This window comes from Streptomyces sp. Z423-1 (assembly GCF_013009255.1).
GTDB lineage: Bacteria > Actinomycetota > Actinomycetes > Streptomycetales > Streptomycetaceae > Streptomyces > Streptomyces gossypiisoli.
On the sequence record NZ_CP053109.1, the window covers coordinates 583,694 to 600,981 of the forward strand.

The 17,288-nt window shown below is 71.0% G+C and carries 12 protein-coding genes and 4 pseudogenes; 9 read left to right on the plus strand and 7 right to left on the minus strand.

Features of this window, described 5'->3' with window-relative positions; translation table 11 throughout:
* Positions 1 to 372: 372 nt before the first annotated feature.
* The 3 genes and pseudogenes from HJD23_RS02740 to HJD23_RS44915 form a co-directional block, all read right to left on the minus strand.
* Positions 373 to 1,779: pseudogene (locus HJD23_RS02740) on the minus strand (SpoIIE family protein phosphatase); the annotation flags it as partial.
* Between the two features lie 179 nt (positions 1,780 to 1,958).
* Positions 1,959 to 3,038 (minus strand): hypothetical protein, encoded by a 1,080-nt coding sequence (locus tag HJD23_RS02745; protein ID WP_171114815.1) that lies wholly within the window; start codon positions 3,036 to 3,038, stop codon positions 1,959 to 1,961.
* Positions 3,039 to 3,152: 114 nt separating this feature from the next.
* A complete protein-coding gene (locus HJD23_RS44915) occupies positions 3,153 to 4,070 on the minus strand; it encodes a YbhB/YbcL family Raf kinase inhibitor-like protein (protein ID WP_332110780.1) in 918 nt (305 codons plus the stop codon).
* Between the two features lie 109 nt (positions 4,071 to 4,179).
* Between HJD23_RS44915 and HJD23_RS43355 the strand changes: the two are divergent.
* The 3 genes and pseudogenes from HJD23_RS43355 to HJD23_RS02765 all read left to right on the plus strand — a co-directional run.
* Positions 4,180 to 4,401, plus strand: a pseudogene (locus HJD23_RS43355) (universal stress protein); the annotation flags it as partial.
* 134 nt (positions 4,402 to 4,535) lie between these two features.
* Positions 4,536 to 6,590, plus strand: a complete 2,055-nt coding sequence (locus HJD23_RS02760) for an aconitate hydratase (protein WP_240980611.1) — start codon at positions 4,536 to 4,538, stop codon at positions 6,588 to 6,590.
* Positions 6,591 to 7,058: 468 nt separating this feature from the next.
* On the plus strand, positions 7,059 to 7,262 hold the full coding sequence (locus HJD23_RS02765) for a cold-shock protein (RefSeq protein WP_141307768.1): 204 nt from the start codon (positions 7,059 to 7,061) through the stop codon (positions 7,260 to 7,262).
* A gap of 225 nt (positions 7,263 to 7,487) precedes the next feature.
* Here the strand turns inward: HJD23_RS02765 and HJD23_RS02770 are convergent, their stop codons facing one another.
* Complete coding sequence (locus HJD23_RS02770; protein WP_171114814.1) at positions 7,488 to 7,880, minus strand: metalloregulator ArsR/SmtB family transcription factor; 393 nt, start codon at positions 7,878 to 7,880, stop codon at positions 7,488 to 7,490.
* A gap of 98 nt (positions 7,881 to 7,978) precedes the next feature.
* Here HJD23_RS02770 and HJD23_RS02775 point away from each other — a divergent pair, with 98 nt between their 5' ends.
* Both HJD23_RS02775 and HJD23_RS02780 read left to right on the plus strand, forming a co-directional pair.
* Positions 7,979 to 9,949, plus strand: coding sequence for a heavy metal translocating P-type ATPase (locus HJD23_RS02775; RefSeq protein ID WP_171114812.1), 1,971 nt, complete (start codon positions 7,979 to 7,981; stop codon positions 9,947 to 9,949).
* Positions 9,946 to 10,365 carry a (2Fe-2S) ferredoxin domain-containing protein gene (locus tag HJD23_RS02780; RefSeq protein WP_171114810.1) on the plus strand — a complete coding sequence of 140 codons (420 nt, stop codon included), beginning with the start codon at positions 9,946 to 9,948 and terminating at the stop codon, positions 10,363 to 10,365. Before HJD23_RS02775 ends, HJD23_RS02780 begins: the two co-directional genes overlap by 4 nt.
* 24 nt (positions 10,366 to 10,389) lie before the next feature.
* Here the strand turns inward: HJD23_RS02780 and HJD23_RS02785 are convergent, their stop codons facing one another.
* Positions 10,390 to 10,695, minus strand: a complete 306-nt coding sequence (locus HJD23_RS02785; RefSeq protein ID WP_171114808.1) for a hypothetical protein — start codon at positions 10,693 to 10,695, stop codon at positions 10,390 to 10,392.
* A 37-nt stretch (positions 10,696 to 10,732) separates the two neighbouring features.
* On the opposite strand from HJD23_RS02785, the pseudogene HJD23_RS02790 reads away from it, so the two are divergent.
* The 3 genes and pseudogenes from HJD23_RS02790 to HJD23_RS02795 form a co-directional block, all read left to right on the plus strand.
* A pseudogene (locus HJD23_RS02790) lies at positions 10,733 to 10,933 on the plus strand (short-chain dehydrogenase); the annotation flags it as partial.
* Between the two features lie 13 nt (positions 10,934 to 10,946).
* Positions 10,947 to 11,242: pseudogene (locus tag HJD23_RS43360) on the plus strand (hypothetical protein); the annotation flags it as partial.
* Between the two features lie 169 nt (positions 11,243 to 11,411).
* Positions 11,412 to 13,193, plus strand: coding sequence for a glycoside hydrolase family 15 protein (locus HJD23_RS02795; RefSeq protein ID WP_171114806.1), 1,782 nt, complete (start codon positions 11,412 to 11,414; stop codon positions 13,191 to 13,193).
* On the opposite strand, the gene HJD23_RS02800 is transcribed toward HJD23_RS02795, so the two are convergent.
* Together HJD23_RS02800 and HJD23_RS02805 are read right to left on the minus strand one after the other, a co-directional pair.
* The gene (locus tag HJD23_RS02800; RefSeq protein WP_171114804.1) at positions 13,094 to 14,227 is read right to left on the minus strand and encodes an SDR family oxidoreductase; all 1,134 of its coding nucleotides are present in this window, start codon (positions 14,225 to 14,227) and stop codon (positions 13,094 to 13,096) included. The genes HJD23_RS02795 and HJD23_RS02800 overlap by 100 nt on opposite strands.
* Positions 14,224 to 16,026 carry a thiamine pyrophosphate-requiring protein gene (locus tag HJD23_RS02805; RefSeq protein ID WP_171114802.1) on the minus strand — a complete coding sequence of 601 codons (1,803 nt, stop codon included), beginning with the start codon at positions 16,024 to 16,026 and terminating at the stop codon, positions 14,224 to 14,226. Before HJD23_RS02805 ends, HJD23_RS02800 begins: the two co-directional genes overlap by 4 nt.
* A 337-nt stretch (positions 16,027 to 16,363) precedes the next feature.
* On the opposite strand from HJD23_RS02805, the gene HJD23_RS02810 reads away from it, so the two are divergent.
* The gene (locus HJD23_RS02810) at positions 16,364 to 17,182 is read left to right on the plus strand and encodes a sigma-70 family RNA polymerase sigma factor (protein WP_232107918.1); all 819 of its coding nucleotides are present in this window, start codon (positions 16,364 to 16,366) and stop codon (positions 17,180 to 17,182) included.
* The last annotated feature ends 106 nt before the right edge of the window (positions 17,183 to 17,288 follow it).

Here is a 17,288-nt window from a genome sequence, read left to right on the forward strand (position 1 = left end):
CCCGCCGCCTGTCCTGCCCCGACGGTCTCTGGTGGCGCGGGCCTTCGGGGGCTGCCGCTGACTGTGGGAACCCAACAGGTTCACGTGCCGATGACCGGGCCCCTGCCGCGTACCCGATTCGGCGAGGCGCGCCTCGCCGAATCGGCTTGAATTCCTGGCCACCCCGGCCGTCACAGGCCGACGCCACGCTCACACGTGACACCATCTCGATCAACATAGCCGTCAGCCCGCGGCTGTGATCCCCGGGCGGAATCCGTCTGCCGGCCATGCCGGAGATTCACGCTGGTCGTTGCGTGGCCCCAGGACGTGATCTGCCGTGCGTGATCTCCCTTCGGGCACGTGCTGGCGACGGGGACGCTGAAGTGGCCGGGGCTGCTCCGCCCAGATGGTCTTGCCGGTCGCCGTGTGACGAGTGCCCCAGCGTTCGGCGAGCTGGCCGACCAGGAACAGGCCACGGCCGCCCTCGTCCAGGGCACGGGCCCGGCGCAGGTGCGGCGCGGTACTGCTGGCGTCGGAGACCTCGCAGATCAGGGCGGTGTTGCGGATGAGCCGCAGCTGGATGGGGGCTTGGGCGTGCCGGATGGCGTTGGTGACCAGCTCGCTGACGATCAGCTCCGTGGTCGGGACTGCCTCTTGCAGACCCCAGGTGGTGAGCTGGTCGGCGGCCCGTCGGCGCGCGTCGGCGACGATGACCGGCGCCGCGGGCAGGTCCCAGGTGGCCACGTGCGAGGGACCCAGGGCGTGGGTACGGGCCACGAGCAGGGCGGCGTCGTCGTCCGGCCGGTCGGGCAGGAGGGCCGTGATGAGGCTGTCGCAGGTGGTTTCCAGCGACGGGCCGGGGCCGGCGAGGACGTGCAGGAGTTCCTGCATTCCGGCGTCGATGTCGCGGTCGTGGGCCTCGACCAGTCCGTCCGTGTACAGCACGAGCAGACTGCCTTCGGGCAGGCGGACGTCGGTGGCCTCGAAGGGGAGGCCGCCCACCCCCAGAGGGGGGCCTGGGAGCACGGGGATGAAGTCCACGGAGCCGTCCGGCATGACGGCGGCCGGGGCGGGGTGGCCGGCGCTGGCCAGGGTGCAGTGGCGGGACACCGGGTCGTAGACCGCGTACAGGCATGTCGCGCCGACCTCCCCCGAGGACTCGATGCCCTCTTCGATCTCTTCGAGAATGAGATCGTCGAGCTGGGTCAGGAGTTCATCGGGGGGAAGATCGACATCGGCCAGGGTGCGCATTGCGCTGCGCAGTTGGCCCATGGTCGCGGAGGCGTTGATGCCGTGGCCGACGACATCACCGACGACCAGAGCCACACGGGCGCCGGACAGAGGGATGACATCGAACCAGTCGCCGCCCACTCCGGCCTGCGGATCGGCCGGTAGGTAGCGCATCGCTGTCTCCACCGCCGGCTGCGCGGGCCGGTGATACAGCAGCAAACGGCGCTGCAGGGCCAAATCCGCGCCGTCGGTCTCCTGCCGTGCGGCATGAATGAACCACACGACGTGGTCATCGCCGCACACCAACGGGAAGGCCCGCACATCGGCCTCCACCCGATGGCCGTCCCGATCACGCAGGACGACCCGCCCGGTCCACGCCTCCTGCTGTGAGAGGGTCCGCCAGGCCGACTCCGGAAGGCGGGCGGCAAGAAGATCCAACGCCGGACGCCCGATCACCTCACCCGGCTCATACCCGAGAAGCAGTCGGGCACCCCGGCTCCACGCCGCTACGACGCCCCGCGCGTCCACGGCAGCCGCTGCGTTCTCCGCCGCCAGGGGGTTGCCATCCATACTTTCACCCGCCTCTTCCCATTGTGCTCCCGGACGCGACGCACCCAGCCCTGAGGATCCTGGTGGGCGTCGGCGCCCTCCTCGTGTGGGGCCGAACCTCGCCCGTTCCCGGTTGATGAGATCGGCCGCGTGGCAGGTCTCTGGCACTCACTCGCGTCAGTCCGGTGCGTTCAGTGCAGTCAGGAGCGCAGGAGCACGCCGATCCCGTCCTCCAGGGGCATCTCCTCGCGGGGAACGACGATCAGTTCGGCACCAGTGGTCACGGCGGCATACAGCAGGGCGGCGTCGGCCGACTGTTTCTCGTAGCCGGTGACGCCCAAGGTTTGCAGGTCCGCGACGGACAGGGCGATCTGGTCGGGATCGGTACCCAGCCAGATGCGAGGCCACTGCTCGATGGGGCAGTTGACCACGAGGGCTTCGGCCCGCCCACGTTGCAGGGCTGCGATGGTGGCGGGCAGGCCCTCGTTGTCCGGGTGGCGGGCGCGCTGGGCGGCGAAGCGCTCCAGCCTGTCGCGGTCATGGGCGGAGAGGCGGCCGCCGAAGAGGGCGGCGAGTTGGGGCTCGAGCAGGGCCCGGCCGCTCTCGACGTCCCGTCCGTTGCCAGGGACGGTGGTCACCCGGTGGCGCAGGGGGGCGGGCAGGCGGTTGACCAGGACGCCTCGGGCCCAAACGTCGCCGCATACCACGAGAGTGTCGGCGTGGCCGAGGTCGATGAGGTGGGCCAGCTCGTCGGCGAGCCGCTCGGCCTCCCGGTGCCAGCCGTGGATCGGGACACGCAGGGAGGTCAGGGCACGTGGGGCGACCGTGCTGCTCGGCCAACGCCCGGTTTGCATCTCCACTTGCACGCCTTCGGGGGCGGTGTCGCTGTCCTCTGATCCGACGCGTGTGAGGACGGCGGCGGCGTACGGGATGTCGGGGGCATGCTGCAGCGCCAGTGGCATGGCGTCGGGAAGCAGGGCGTATCTGGTCTTGTCCACGGGGGGAGGCTGGGGCAGCTCCTCGGTGAGGACCACTTCGCCATGGGTGGCGAACAGGGCCTGGCCGTGGCGTCCGGGCAGGTCGGCGTCGGTCCCGACGGCATCGGCGGATGCGTCAGCGGTGGCCGGGTCGGCGCCGAGATCAATCAGGTCCGCGCGGGCGTGGCGCCTGCGCAGCTCGATCGCCCTGTCCGGGTCGTCGATGTCCCGGGAGGTGTCCACATAGACGGAGGCGTACGGGCCTGGCCTGGCATACAGGGAGCCGAGGAAGTGCAGCCTCACGAGATGTGCTCCTTGCCCTGGTCCACGTGCACGACGCGGTTGATATCGAGGCCCCTTCCGCCGGGACATGCCCGCCCGATACCGCACGCCTCGCCGCTTGCCGTGGTGTTCGTGTCAGTGCTGGTACAGGCCCACGAGCGTGCTGTCGGCCAGTTCGCGCCGCTCCACGGCCTCGTGGACCTCCTCGGCGCTGGGGAGGTCAGGCAGGACGCACGGCTCTGCCAGGGCGTAGAGATGGAAGACGTAGCGGTGCGGCTGCTCCCCGGGCGGCGGGTTGGGCCCGCTCCAGCCGCGCCGACCGAAGCCGTTGACGAGTGCCGTGCCGCCCGGCGGAGTCTGGCCCGCCTCCATGCCCCGGCTGTGGGGGTTGATGCCGACCACCGTCCAGTGGACGAAGCTGCCCGACGGCACGTCGACGTCCTCGCACAGCAGCACCAGTTCCGTCGCCTCGTCCGGCACACCGGACCAGGCCAGCGGCGGTGAGACGTTCCCGGCGTCCTCGGTGTACCGAGGCGGAAGACGGTGATGATCCTCGAAGGCGGAACTTTCCAGTTTGAGCGCCGTCTTGCGTGACTCCTCCTTCCGCTGCGGCGGCTGGTGGCGGACGCCAGGTCGGTGGGATGGCGCGCTACCGGTACTGCCGGCGAAGAGGCTGGTGGCCAGCTCATGGTCCAGACAGTCGCGGACCTTTGCGGTCACGCTGCCCTGCACGGCCTCTGCCACCACTTCGATCACCGAGCGAGCGTGGTGGACCGCCTTGGGGAAGTTCTTCTCCTCCCGCTGGGCAACCCGCTCGAAGAACTCGTGTGCGCTCATGTGCACCCCGGTGGCCGGAACGTCCGGCGCTTTCTCGATGCGCCGCAGATGCTCCGCGATCTCGTGCGGCAGCTGGGCGGCGAGTTTCTCCGCCAGCCCGGCCGGGATGCGTTCGGCCAGCGTCTCCAGCGTTGCACGGGTCGCCCTTTCCGCGGCGCCACGACTGTCCAGTCGCGCCCGCGACTGCACCTGACCGGTGAACTCCTCATGGCGCATTCCCCCTCACCTCCCACCAGGATCTGTGAGGCTTCCCCTGCTCGCCGGGTAACCAGGGTGCCTCCTGCCAATCACCGGGCGAGCGGGAGGAGGCACCCTGGCCCGACAGGCGTCGGCCCGGCCGGTCGTCGAGTACCCGTACCCCAAGGTGCACGTGGACACGGAGCTGACCGTCGACTCGCCCGCCGCTGCCCTGGTGGAGGCATCGGCTCGGGCCGGACTGGTGGTGCTTCCACGCCACCCGGTGGAGGGCAGGCTCGGGTTGCATCTCGGGACGGTCGTGCACGCCGTACTGCACCATGCGAGGTGTCCGGTCGCCGTCGTGCCCACAGGCCAGGCAGCCGTCGCGGGCGTCCATGTGGTTCGGCGTCGCCCGGACGGGGCGGCGGATCGCCCGCCGGCGCGACTGACCAGCAGACGTGCGTCGGCTTGCCGCACCCGAGGGGAGCGCGCAGCCTGGGCGTTGTGACCCTCTCCCACGGCACGCTGGCACACCGGCTCATCGCCGACCATCTCGTCGACGGGCGGATGCAGCCAGGCCACGAGATCGGTTTGCAGATTGACCAGACGCTCACCCAGGACGCCACCGGCACCCTGGTGATGCAGGAACTGGAGGCCCTCGGTCTGGACCGAGTCCGTACTCAGGTCAGCGTCCAGTACGTCGACCACAATCTGCTCCAGGCGGACGAGCGCAACGCCGAGGACCACGCCTTCCTGCGCTCCGCGTGCCGGCGCTTCGGCATCTGGTACTCCAAGCCCGGCAACGGCGTCTCCCACCCCACCCACATGCAGTACTTCGGCATTCCGGGCAGGACGCTGGCCGGATCCGACTCGCACACCTGTGCCGCCGGGTCGCTCGGCATGCTCGGCCTGGGCACCGGGGGCCTGGAGGTGGCACTCGCGATGACCGGACGGCCCCTGTACGTGACCATGCCGGAGATCTGGGGCATCCGGCTGACCGGCCGGCTGCCGGAGTGGGTGAGCGCCAAGGACGTGGTCCTGGAACTGCTGCGACGGCACGGCGTCAAGGGGGCCGTCAACCGGATCCTGGAGTACCACGGCCCGGGCCTGGCGGGACTGACCGCCATGGACCGGCACGTCATCGCCAACATGGGCGCCGAACTGGGCGCGACCACGTCCGTCTTCCCCGCCGACACCGCCGTACGGGACTTCCTGCGGACCGAGGGCCGCGAGGCCGACTTCCGCGAGCTGACCGCCGAGCCGGATGCCGTCTACGACCTCACCGACGAGATCGACCTGTCCGCGCTCGAACCGCTGATCGCGCGCCCCACCTCGCCCGGCAACGTCGTACCGGTGCGCGAGGTCACGGGCGAACCCATCGGGCAAGCCGTCATCGGCTCCTCCGCCAACCCCGGGCTGCGCGACTTCGCCATCGCTGCCGCCATCGTCGCCGGCCGTCAGACCCACCCCGCCGTCAGCTTCGACATCAACCCCACCTCCCGCGAGATCCTCGCCGACCTCACCAAGATGGGTTCCACCTTCGACCTGATCGCCGCCGGAGCCCGGATTCACCAGGCCGGCTGCCTCGGCTGCATCGGCATGGGCCAGGCCCCCGCCCCCGGCCTGGGCAGCCTGCGCACCTTCCCGCGCAACTTCCCCGGCCGCTCCGGCACCGAACAGGACGCCGTCTGGCTGTGCTCACCGGAGACGGCCGCCGTCTCCGCCCTCACCGGCGAGATCACCGACCCCCGCGCGTGGGCGGCCGAGGAGGGCGTGCCGTATCCGCGGCTGCGCCTGCCCGCACACTCGACGGTCAATCGTGCGATGTTCGAACCTCCGCTGCCGCCCGAGCAGGCCGCACGCATCGAGCTGGAACGCGGACCCAACGTCTCCGGCCTGCCCGACTTCGACCCGCTGCCCGACGTACTGGATGGCCCGGTCCTGCTCAAGTGCGGCGACAACGTGTCCACCGACGAGATCTCCCCGGCCGGGGCGAAGGCGCTGCCGTACCGCTCCAACATCCCCAGGCTCGCCGAGTTCACCTTCACCCGGATCGACCCGGACTACCCGCGGCGCGCCGCCGAACTGGCCACCGAGGGCGGGCCGGGCCGGCACTTCGTCGTCGGCGGGGAGAACTACGGCCAGGGATCCTCCCGCGAGCACGCCGCCATCACACCACGGCACCTGGGGCTGCGCGCGGTGGTCGCCAAGTCCTACGCCCGCATCCACTGGCAGAACCTGGCCAACTTCGGGGTGCTGCCGCTGGAGTTCGACGACCCGGCAGACTACGACCGTTTCGACGTCGGCGACCGGCTACGGCTGGAGCACCTCCACACGGCCCTGGCCCCCGGCGCCGAGCCCCGCCTGCGGCTGCGCAACACCACCAAGGACGAGACCTATCCGGTCCGCCACCGCCTCTCCGACAGCCGCCGTCGCACCCTGCTCGACGGAGGCAGCATCGCGGCCCTCGCCCGCGAGGAGCAACAACACCAAAGAGGCGCGAGCACCGACATCCTGGCCACACAGGCGGACCCGGGCGACCTCAGCCACGACGGCTGACCCGGCTACCGCCCGCCCATCGGAGCTTCTGCTCACTCCCAGAGGGCTCCGTCGTCCACCCGATAAGCTCCGGAGCCATGTGCGCAGGTTCGAATCCTGCCGGGGCCACTCCGGATCAAGGCACCGACCTGCACGAACGCAGGTGTCGTGCGCAGGCTCGCGACGATCGAGGATGCGACCAACGGTGATGGCGGCACATCGATGCCCTGCGCCAAGCCATTTAGGCCATCCCGGACCACCGGGTTGTTCGAAATAGCTAAATCACCAAGGAATTGACTGAGGGAATTTCGTGCCGAGAGCCGAACCCGGCAGAGAATTCAAACCCAATGATTGAGCATTGCATCTTCGCCGAGATGTGAAGACACCTGGCGGATGACCATGTTTAACCTCCGCAGCCCTGGGAAGTCGGGCGGCGAAAGCACAACGGCACAGCGGCGGACTCGCGTTGTACCCATGAAGGAGATCGAAATGGCTACGGGCATTGTGAAGTGGTTCAACGCGGAGAAGGGTTTCGGCTTCATTGCCCAGGACGGCGGCGGCCCCGACGTGTTTGTCCACTACTCGGCCATCGCCAGTACCGGCTACCGCGAACTCAACGAGGGCCAGAGGGTCCAATTCGACGTGACGCAGGGCCCCAAGGGGCCCCAAGCCGAAAACGTCACCCCCGCCTGACCGAGACCCGGCGCATATAGCGCTGGTCCCGCGCATATAGCGCTGGTCCCCGGGTCAGCGAAGCCGGGAACCACCGCTTCATTCGTCCCTGACCACCGTGCTCACTGCGACCGTCAGGCTCCGTGAGCCCTGAAGCCTGGCCCCTGTCGCTCTCTCCCCACCAGCCTGACGGCCGCACCTGCCTTCACCCAGGCGCTCCCGCTTGCTCCCCTTCCCGGGCGCCTTTCATGGGATCGCGACCGGCATGGGCTCTTTCTCGGGCTGGTCGGTGAGGCCCAGGTGCAGGTGCTCGATGTGATACAGGGCCTGGTCGAGCAGTCCGGCGACGTGGTTGTCGTGCAGGGCGTAGACGACGGAGCGGCCCCGGCGGGTGCCGGTGACCAGGCCGAGGTTGCGCAGCACGCGCAGTTGGTGGGAGCAGGCGGACTGTTCCATGCCGACGGCGTCGGCGAGTTCGGTGGCCGCGCAGGGGCCTTCGCGCAGCCGGGCCAGGATCAGCAGCCTGGAGGGGGTGGCGAGGGCCTGGAGGGTCTCGGCGACCTTTGGCGCGTTCTCCGGCGTCAGCCGGGTGCGCGGGGCGGCGTAGTCGCTCGCGGGGGGTTTCTGTCCGTGGCCCATGGGGCCATCGTACGGGAATGAATGCATGAATAGCTGTTCAGATGTTCCTGTACGGTGGAGGGGTCGGAAACCCCGTCCCCATCGAAGGCACCCGTCTGATGACTTCCACGCTGACCGCCCCCGCGCCGCCGGGGCACCGCACCGCCGGTGCGCCACCGCGCCGGCGCACCCGGATCCTGGCGCTGCCCGAGGCCCGCTGGGCGCTCGCGGCCCTGGTCCTGTTCCTGATCGCGCTGCCGCTGGACCTGCTCGGCGCCCCGGTGTGGCTGTGGGGGCCGCTGTATGCCGCCGTCTACGTCACCGGCGGCTGGGAGCCGGGCTGGGAGGGCCTGAAGGCCCTGAAGGACAAGACCCTGGACGTGGATCTGCTGATGGTGGTCGCGGCGCTGGGTGCCGCCGCCATCGGCCAGGTCCTGGACGGCGCGCTGCTGATCGTCATCTTCGCCACCTCCGGCGCCCTGGAGGCGGTGGCGACCGCCCGGACCGCGGACTCGGTGCGCGGCCTGCTCGACCTGGCCCCCTCCACCGCGACCCGGCTGCTGCCCGACGGCAGCGAGGAGAGCGTGCCGGCCGAACAGCTGGCGGTCGGGGACGTGATCCTGGTCCGGCCCGGTGAGCGGGTCGGGGCGGACGGCCGGGTCGTGGCCGGTCAGAGCGAGGTGGACCAGGCCACCATCACCGGCGAGCCGCTGCCGGTGGCCAAGGAGGCGGGCGACGAGGTGTTCGCCGGCACGGTGAACGGCACCGGTGCCCTGCGGGTGCGGGTGGAGCGGGATCCGTCGGACTCGGTGATCGCCCGGATCGTGAAGATGGTCGAGGAAGCCTCCGAGACCAAGGCGCCGACCCAGCTGTTCATCGAGAAGATCGAGCAGCGCTACTCGGTCGGGATGGTCGCCGCCACCCTGGCTGTCTTCGCCGTGCCGCTGCTCTTCGGCGACGAGTTGCAGTCGGCGCTGCTGCGCGCGATGACCTTCATGATCGTGGCGTCGCCGTGCGCGGTGGTGCTGTCCACGATGCCGCCGCTGCTGTCGGCCATCGCCAACGCCGGACGCCACGGCGTGCTCGCCAAGTCCGCCGTCGCCATGGAACGCCTCGGCCAGATCGACACCGTCGCCCTGGACAAGACCGGCACCCTCACCGAGGGCACGCCCCGCGTCACCGACATCCGCCCGCTGACCGGCAGCGGCCTGACCGAGGACGAATTGCTGGCCGTGGCGGCCGCCGCCGAGCACCCCAGCGAGCACCCGCTGGCCCGCGCCGTCGTCGACGCCGCCCGCGAACGCCAACTGACCCTTGCCGACGCGGACGGCTTCACCTCCGTGCCGGGCCACGGCGTCACGGCCACCGTCGAGGACCGCACCGTCCAGGTCGGCTCCCCGGACCGGCTCCTGCCCGCCGACGCGAGCCGGGCCCATGCCGTCGTCCAAGGGCTGGAGGACGCCGGGCGTACGGCCGTGGTGGTCCTGATCAACGGGGCACCGGCCGGGGTGCTCGGTATCTCCGACCGGCTCCGGCCCGATGCCGCCGCGACCGTCGCCGCGCTCACCGCCCTGACCGGCCGCGCCCCCACCCTGCTGACCGGCGACAACGAACGCGCCGCACGGCACCTGGCCTCCGAGGTCGGCATCACCGATGTCCGCGCCGGGCTGCTGCCGGAGGAGAAAGTTGCCGCTGTCCGCACGTGGGAGCAGGAAGGCCGGAAGGTTCTGGTCGTCGGCGACGGCGTGAACGACGCGCCGGCCCTGGCCGCCGCGCACACCGGCATCGCCATGGGCAAGGTCGGCTCCGACCTCGCCCTGGAGACCGCCGACGCCGTCGTGGTCCGCGACGAACTCGCGACCATCCCCACCGTCGTACGGCTGTCCCGCACCGCCCGGCGCCTGGTGATCCAGAACCTCGCCATCGCCGGGGCGTTCATCACCGTACTGGTCGCCTGGGACCTGATCGGTACGCTGCCGCTGCCGCTCGGCGTCGCCGGGCACGAGGGCTCCACCGTCATCGTCGGCCTCAACGGCCTGCGCCTGCTGCGCGAGGCCGCCTGGACCAACCCCGGGAAGGACACCGCGTGAGCAAGCGCTCCCGCCGTACTGCCGCTGCCGCCTCCGCCCCGTCGGCGGGGGCGGCGCGGTGCACGGTCACCGTGTGCCGGGGGTGCTGCTGCGGCACGCCGAAGATCCCCGGCTTCGACCACGCGGCTCAGCTGCGCGGCCTGCGCCGGGCCCTCGACGGCACCGCGACCGTCCGCGTCACCGACTGCCTGGACGCCTGCGAGCACGCCAACGTCGTCGTCGTGCAGCCCTCGTCCGCCGGCCGCGCGGCGGGCGGGCGGCCCGTGTGGCTCGGCCTGGTCAACGACACCGATGCCACCGCCGACATCACCGCCTCGATCGAGCAGGGCGGCCCCGGCCTCGCCGACCCGCCCGGCATCCTCGACCTGTACGGCTTCACTCCCTCCCGCCGCGTGCGGGGACAGGTGGAGGGCTGACGCACGAGACCCTGGGGAAGAGGCTCACACGGCCTGCGGGCGCCGCCATGCCTGGATGCCTTCGGGCGCGGCCGGGTGTCGTTCGAGCACCACCGCCGACAACTCGGCGGCCAGCATCTCGTCGGAGATGACATGGCAGTCGAACCCAGCGGTCTCTTCCCGGATCAGTTCGTCGCCGCGCCAGGTCCGGTAGGCCATCACCCAGCGGATCAAGTCCTCGTCCACGACGTCCGCCCGCGCTAGGGTGTCGTAGCGGTACCGTCCCAGCGTGCCGCCAGGGACCACCGAGGGCGGGATGGCGATCGCCGTCTGGGGGTGCTGCGACTCCATGATCCGCGCTCGGCCGGGGCGCAGCGCGCGGTCGAGGCCGTTCTTCGAGCGGCGCGGCGCCCCGTATCGGCGGTCGCGGCCCAGGCCGGTGCCGCCCGAGCGGGTGGCGGACGCCGTCTGGACCGCGGTTTCCCGGGGGCGGGACGAGATCTACGTTCCTGGCTGGCTGCGTCTGCCCGTCCGGGTGCGCGGCACGGCACCGGCCTTGTACCGGCGGCTTGCCGCCGTGTTCGGATGAGCGGAGGCAGGGCGTGCTCACCGTCGTCCTGGCGCTGCTGGCGGCGTTGTCCAACGCCTCGGCCTCCGTGCTGCAGCGGCGTGCCGCGCCGGATGAACCGAAAGGCGGTAAGGGTCTGCGGCAAGCCGCGCGATGGCTCGGGCACGTGCTGCGGCGGCCCCACTGGCTGGTGGGTGCCGGGCTGCTCGCCCTGTCTACCGTTTGCATGCGGCCGCGCTGGGCGTGGGCAGCCTCTCGCTCGTCCAGCCGCTGCTCGCCGCCGAGTTGCTGTTCACGCTCCTCCTCGGCAGCGTGGTCTCCCGTCGGCCCGCGGAGGCGCATCGTCTCCCGCCGGAACCGGGCAGCGAGAGGGGGCCTGCGGGCCCGCGGCACGACCACGGGCGGAGGCACCGGTCGGGACGACTCCGCGGGTCGCCCCTGATGCGACCGGCGGACACCAACGGTTTCCGGTCGGCTCAGCCGGGAAAGCCCCAGTTCCATGAAAGAAGGAGCCGACATGCCGACGGCCGCGCCGGACGCCGCCTGTCCTCCCTGGGTGCTGCGGGAGTACGCCGTCCTCGCCGACGGTGAGCGCGGGGCGGTGGTGGATCCGGAGGGCAGGATCGTCTGGCTCTGCGCGCCGCGCTGGCACAGCGACGCGGTGTTCTCGGCACTGATCGGAGGCGACGGGCACTTCACGGTTGAGCCCGCGGACCGTTGGCACGTGTGGGGCGGCGCCTACGAGGACGGCACCCTGATCCGGGTCAACCGATGGGTGAGCGCGGACTCCGTGATCGAGTGCCGTGACGCACTGGCTATGCCCGCGTCCCCCGACCGTCTCATCCTGCTGCGCCGGATGCATGTCGTACGCGGTGAGGCACTGCTGCGGCTGGAGCTGGACCCGCGCCCGGGGTTCGGTGCGCACAGGATGCGTGATCCTCGCCTGGAGGTAGACGTGTGGACGGCCGCGGGCGAAGGGCTGCGGATGCGGCTGCTCGGTGCGCGCCGCGCGTCATGGGATCCCGAGACCGGCCTGCGCGGCGAGTTCCGGCTGGGCAAGGGCGAGGAACACGACATCGTGCTGGAACTGTCCACCGACCCCGACCAGCATCGGCTCGTGCCCGAGGAGTTGTGGCGAGCCACCGAGCGGGAGTGGCGACGCGCCGTGCCGGACTGCTCCGCCCTCGCCGCCCCGCGCGACGCCCGGCACGCGTACGCCGTACTGCGGGGGCTGACAAGCGGCGCGGGCGGCATGGTCGCCGCCGCCACCACGTCCCTGCCGGAGCGGGCCAACACCGGCCGCAGCTACGACTACCGTTTCGCCTGGCTACGGGACACCTGCTACGCGGGCCTCGCGGTCGCCTCGCACGGGCCGCACGAACTCCTCGACTCCGCCGTACGGTTCACGGCCGACCGCATCCTCGCCGACGGCGACGCGGTACGGCCTGCCTACACGGTCACCGGAGAGCCGATGCCCAAGGAGCGCTCGTTGCCGTTGCCCGGCTATCCGGGCGGCAGCGACCGGATCGGGAACGAGGCGGCCACGCAGTTCCAGCTCGACACCTTCGGCGAGGTGCTCCAGCTGTTCGCGGCCGCCGCCCGTCACGACCGGCTCACCACAGATGCGGAGGCCGCGGTGCGGGTCGCCGTCGACGCGATCGAACGCCGCTGGCCGGAGCCCGATGCCGGGCTGTGGGAGCTGGAGAACCGGTGGTGGACCCACTCTCGGCTCAGCGTGGTGTGCGGACTGCGCCGCATCGCGGACGCCCTGCCCGGCAAGGACGGCCGGCGCTGTGCCGAGATCGCCGACACTGTCCTGGCGGAGACCCGTCGACGCTGTCTGCACCCGGACGGGTACTGGCGGCGGGCCGCCGACGACGACGGCCCCGAAGCCGCCCTGCTGGTGCCCCTGGCGCGAGGGTGCACGGACACGGACGACCCCAGTGCAGCGCTCACCCGTGCCCGCATCGAGGATCAGCTGGCGCAGGACGGATACCTGTACCGCTTCGTTCACGGCGGGGTCCCGCTCGGCGAGGCCGAGGGCGCCTTCCTGCTGTGCGGATTCCACATGGCACTGGCCACGCACCACCTGGGCGACCGCGTCGGCGCCTTCCGCTGGTTCGAACGGACCCGGGCGGCCTGCGGACCGCCCGGGCTGTTCGCCGAGGAGTACGACGTGCGTCAGCGCCAACTGCGCGGCAACCTGCCCCAGGCGTTCGTCCACGCCCTGCTGCTGGAGTGCGCGGTCCGCCTCAACGAGGCGTCCACCCTGCCGTTGTGAGGGTGCTGCCGCAGGCCGGCGGCGACCGCCGTACCGGCGGCGCCGGCCAGGGCCGCGCCCATGGCGAGCGGCCGGCGGTGCCGTGAGAGCCACAGCTGGACGCTGCGTTCGTGCGCCTGCTGGTCGAAGACGCCGTGCGCCCCGTAGTCCCGGCCGGCCGCACCGTCGGCGGGTTCCCAGAGGTTGACCGGGCGCGAGGGGTCGACGGGATCACCGGTCTGCTGGGAGTCGTACGCCGTGCGGGCCAGGTACCGGTCCAGCAGCCCGGCGGCGAAGCGCTGCCCGAGCAGCGTGGCGACGGTGGAACCGCCGACCCAGTGCTCGCGCCGCTGCGGATGGTCGGCGGCATACAGGATGCCCTGGGCGGCGACTTCCGGCTGGTAGACCGGGGGCACCGGCTGCGGATGCCGGGACAGGCGCGACAGCACCCAGCCGAACTGCGGCGTGTTCAGACCCGGCAACTGCACCATCGTGACGCGCACCCCGCTGCGGTCGTGCAGCAGTTCGCAGCGCAGCGACTCGGTGAACCCCTGGATCGCGTGCTTGGCACCGCAGTAGACGGCCTGGAGCGGCACGCCGCGGTAGGCCAGTGCCGAGCCGACCTGCACGATGGTGCCGCGGTCGCGCGGCACCATGCGGCGCAGGGCCGCCTGGGTGCCGTACACGAAGCCGAAGTACGTCACCTCGGTGGCCCGCCGGAACTCCTCCGGCCTGATCTCCGGCACCGGCGCGAACACGGTCGAGAAGGCCGCGTTCACCCACACGTCGATCGGGCCCAGTTCCCTCTCCACCCGCTCCGCCGCCGCGTCGACGGCCTCCGCGTCGGAGACGTCCACGACCAGAGGCAACGCGCGGCCGCCCGCCTCCCGCACATCACGGGCGGCGCCTTCCAGCCCCTGCTCGCCGCGGGCCAGCAGCGCGACGGACGCGCCGCGCGCGGCGAAGGCCCGGGCCGTGGCACGGCCGACCCCGCCGCTCGCCCCGGTCACCACGACGACCTCGGTCACGCCGCGCTTCCTGCGCTCGTCGGTCATGAGCTCCCCCGGCCGGGCAGGTGCTCGGCGTACTCAGTGATCTTCTGGCGTACGCCCTTGGCGGTGATGCCCGCCTTCTCCGGATCGTGCAGAGCCGCCTTGGCGGCCTTCTTGCCCTGCTCGGTCATGATGTGCGGCGGGATCGGCGCGATCTCGGCATCGACCTTGAACTCGAGCACGACGGGCACCTCGGAGGTCAGGGCCTCGTCCCAGGCGGCACCGATCTTCTTCGGGTCGTCGCACACGATGCCCTTGAGGCCGATCAGCTGAGCGTAGGCGGCGTACGGGATGTCGGGGATGTCCTGCGAGCCGGGGTACTTCGGATCACCGGCCATGGCCCGCTGCTCCCAGGTGACCTGGTTGAGGTCCTGGTTGTTGAACACGCAGAAGACGAACGGCGGGGATCCGGCCAGCCGGTCCAGGTAGCGCTTGACCGTGATCATCTCGTTCATACCGTTCATCTGGAACGCTCCGTCGCCCACGAACGCGATGACGGGCCGGTCCGGGTAGGCGAACCGCGCGGCGATGGCGTACGGCGTGCCCGGCCCCATGGTGGCCAGCGTGCCGGACAGCGAAGCGCGCATGCCCTGGCGGAGCTTGATGTTGCGGGCCCACCAGTTGGTGCCCGAGCCGGAGTCGGCGGTCAGGATCGCGTCGTCCGGCAGCCGGAACGAGAGTTCCGAGGCGACGGCCTGCGGGTTGATGGTGTTGCCGAAGTGCTGGGCGGCCCACCGCTCACACAGGTCGTTCCACTCGACGACGTCCTTCTCGATCTTCTCCCGCCACGAGCGGTCCTCCTTGCGCCTCAGCAGCGGAATGAGCGCCTTCAGAGTCTCTTTGGCGTCCCCCACAAGATGCGCTTCCATCGGGTAGCGGATGCCGATCATGCTCCCGTCGATGTCGATCTCGACCCCACGCGCCTGCCCCTCGTCGGGCAGCCACTCGGAGTACGGGAAGCTGCTGCCGATCATCAGCAGGGTGTCGCAGCCGCGGATCATGTTGTCACTGGCCTTGCTGCCCAGCAGGCCGATGGGGCCGGTGACGAACGGCAGGTCGTCGGGCAGCACCTCGCGGCCGAGCAGAGCCTTGGCCACACCGGCGCCGAGCAGTTCGGCCACCTCGACGACCTCGGCCTCGGCGCGGGCCGCGCCCTGCCCGACGAGCATGGCGACCTTGCTGCCCTCGTTGAGGATGTCGGCGGCCCTGCGTACCTCGTCCGGGTCCGGGAGCACGCGCGGGCGGCTCCAGCCGACGCTGGAGAACACCGAGCCGTGCTTCTTCGGCGGCGAGGGCTGGGCGTCCTCCTCCTGCACGTCGTTCGGGATGATGATCGTGGCCACACCGCGGGTGGTGAGCGCGGTCTTGAACGCCCGGTCGATGACATGCCGGGCCTGCGCCGGATGCACGATCATCTGGCAGAACTCGGACACGTCCGCGAACAGCCGCTCCAGATCCACCTCCTGCTGATAGTGGGCGCCGAGGCTGAGCCGCTTCTGCTGGCCCACCACGGCGACCACCGGCTGGTGGTCCAGCTTGGCGTCATACAGGCCGTTGAGCAGATGGATGGCTCCAGGGCCGGACGTGGCCGTGCAGCAGCCCACCTCACCGGTGAACTTGGCGTGCGCGCACGCCATGAAAGCGGCCATCTCCTCGTGCCTGACCTGGATGAACTCCGGCTCCCCCTTGGCCCGGTCGAAAGCACCCAGCAATCCGTTGATGCCATCGCCCGGGTATCCGTACACGCGCTGGACACCCCACTCGGTCAGGCGTTGCAGCACATAGTCGGCGACTTCGGTCATGGACTTCTCCTGAGCGAGCGGTGGGACGGTGGCCCCATGGGTTGCCTCCCGCACCGGCCCGTAAACCGCCTCCTGCACGACCGTTCGGGTGCTTTCAAGGGACCTTTGCAGGGCAAAGCCTTCCGGGCGCTCGGGCCACGACGCGGGATGCCTCCGTACGGCATGTCTGGATCGCGCGCCGCGCAGTCCTGTCGTACCTAGGAGGTATGCGTCATGGAAGCGGCAAGATCCAGCACCTTTGCATAGGGCCAACCCCGACGGAGCACTCGCTCCCCGCCCTCCCGGACCGACTGCCCGCCGGGCTCCTCATCCCCCACACAGCAAGAGGAGCGGCTACATGCCCCAGGCCCTGCGCATGCAGGCGCAGCCCCTCGCCGATCCGCCCGCCACGTCCTCGGACGGCCCGCCGCTTCGGACGCCGGAGGAAGAACTCCTGCACCGCATGGCCACCAGCCCGCCAGGACCGGAACGCCACGCCCTGCGGGACAAGGCCGTCACGGCCTTCCTGCCCGTCGCCCGCAGACTCGCCCGCCGCTACGGCTCCCCCGTCGACAGCCGCGAGGACCTCTACCAGGTGGCCTGTCTCGGACTGGTCAAGGCGGTCGACGGCTTCGATCCCACCCGCGGGCACGCATTCCTGTCCTATGCCGTACCCACCATCGACGGCGAACTCAAACGGCACCTGCGCGACCACACCTGGCACGTGCACGTGCCACGGCGGATGCAGGACAAGCACCGCCGCGTGCGTCAAGCTCAGGAGGAACTACGCCGGGCCGGACACGCCGACGGCGGAAACACACGCGATCTCCACCAGCTGACCGGAATCGACGAAGACGACATCCGGCAGGCGCTGCGTGCCGACCAGGCACGCAACCCCCGTTCCATGGACGAACAACTCGGGCCGGAACAGCGCACATCACTGGCGGAGATCCTGGGCCGCGACGACCCGGCGCTCGAGCGCGTCATCGACCTGGTGGCACTCAGCACACTCATCCCCATGCTCCCGGCGCGGGAGCGGCGCATCCTGAGCCTGTACTTCGCCGACTCCCTGACCCAGCGGGAAGTCGCGGACATCGTCGGTGTCTCCCAGATGCACGTCTCCCGGCTGCTCACCCGCGCCTGCGCGTTCCTACGACACAGCCTCCTCGCCGGGTAACCCACTCTCGTCCGTCGCTGTCCCTGTGCCGAACAGCTCGCCGGGTGGTGGGCCAGGAGTGTCGCTCGATGCCTGCCGCAGGGATGCCTGCCGTAGGGACCAGGAC

Coding starts and splice junctions, on each gene's coding strand:
- HJD23_RS44915 (WP_332110780.1), bottom strand. CDS start 4,070: ATGCGCCATGAGGAGTTCACCGGTCAGGTGCAGTCGCGGGCGCGACTG.
- HJD23_RS02765 (WP_141307768.1), top strand. CDS start 7,059: ATGGCTACGGGCATTGTGAAGTGGTTCAACGCGGAGAAGGGTTTCGGC.
- HJD23_RS02770 (WP_171114814.1), bottom strand. CDS start 7,880: ATGGGCCACGGACAGAAACCCCCCGCGAGCGACTACGCCGCCCCGCGC.
- HJD23_RS02775 (WP_171114812.1), top strand. CDS start 7,979: ATGACTTCCACGCTGACCGCCCCCGCGCCGCCGGGGCACCGCACCGCC.
- HJD23_RS02785 (WP_171114808.1), bottom strand. CDS start 10,695: ATGGAGTCGCAGCACCCCCAGACGGCGATCGCCATCCCGCCCTCGGTG.
- HJD23_RS02795 (WP_171114806.1), top strand. CDS start 11,412: ATGAAAGAAGGAGCCGACATGCCGACGGCCGCGCCGGACGCCGCCTGT.
- HJD23_RS02800 (WP_171114804.1), bottom strand. CDS start 14,227: ATGACCGACGAGCGCAGGAAGCGCGGCGTGACCGAGGTCGTCGTGGTG.
- HJD23_RS02805 (WP_171114802.1), bottom strand. CDS start 16,026: ATGACCGAAGTCGCCGACTATGTGCTGCAACGCCTGACCGAGTGGGGT.
- HJD23_RS02810 (WP_232107918.1), top strand. CDS start 16,364: ATGCCCCAGGCCCTGCGCATGCAGGCGCAGCCCCTCGCCGATCCGCCC.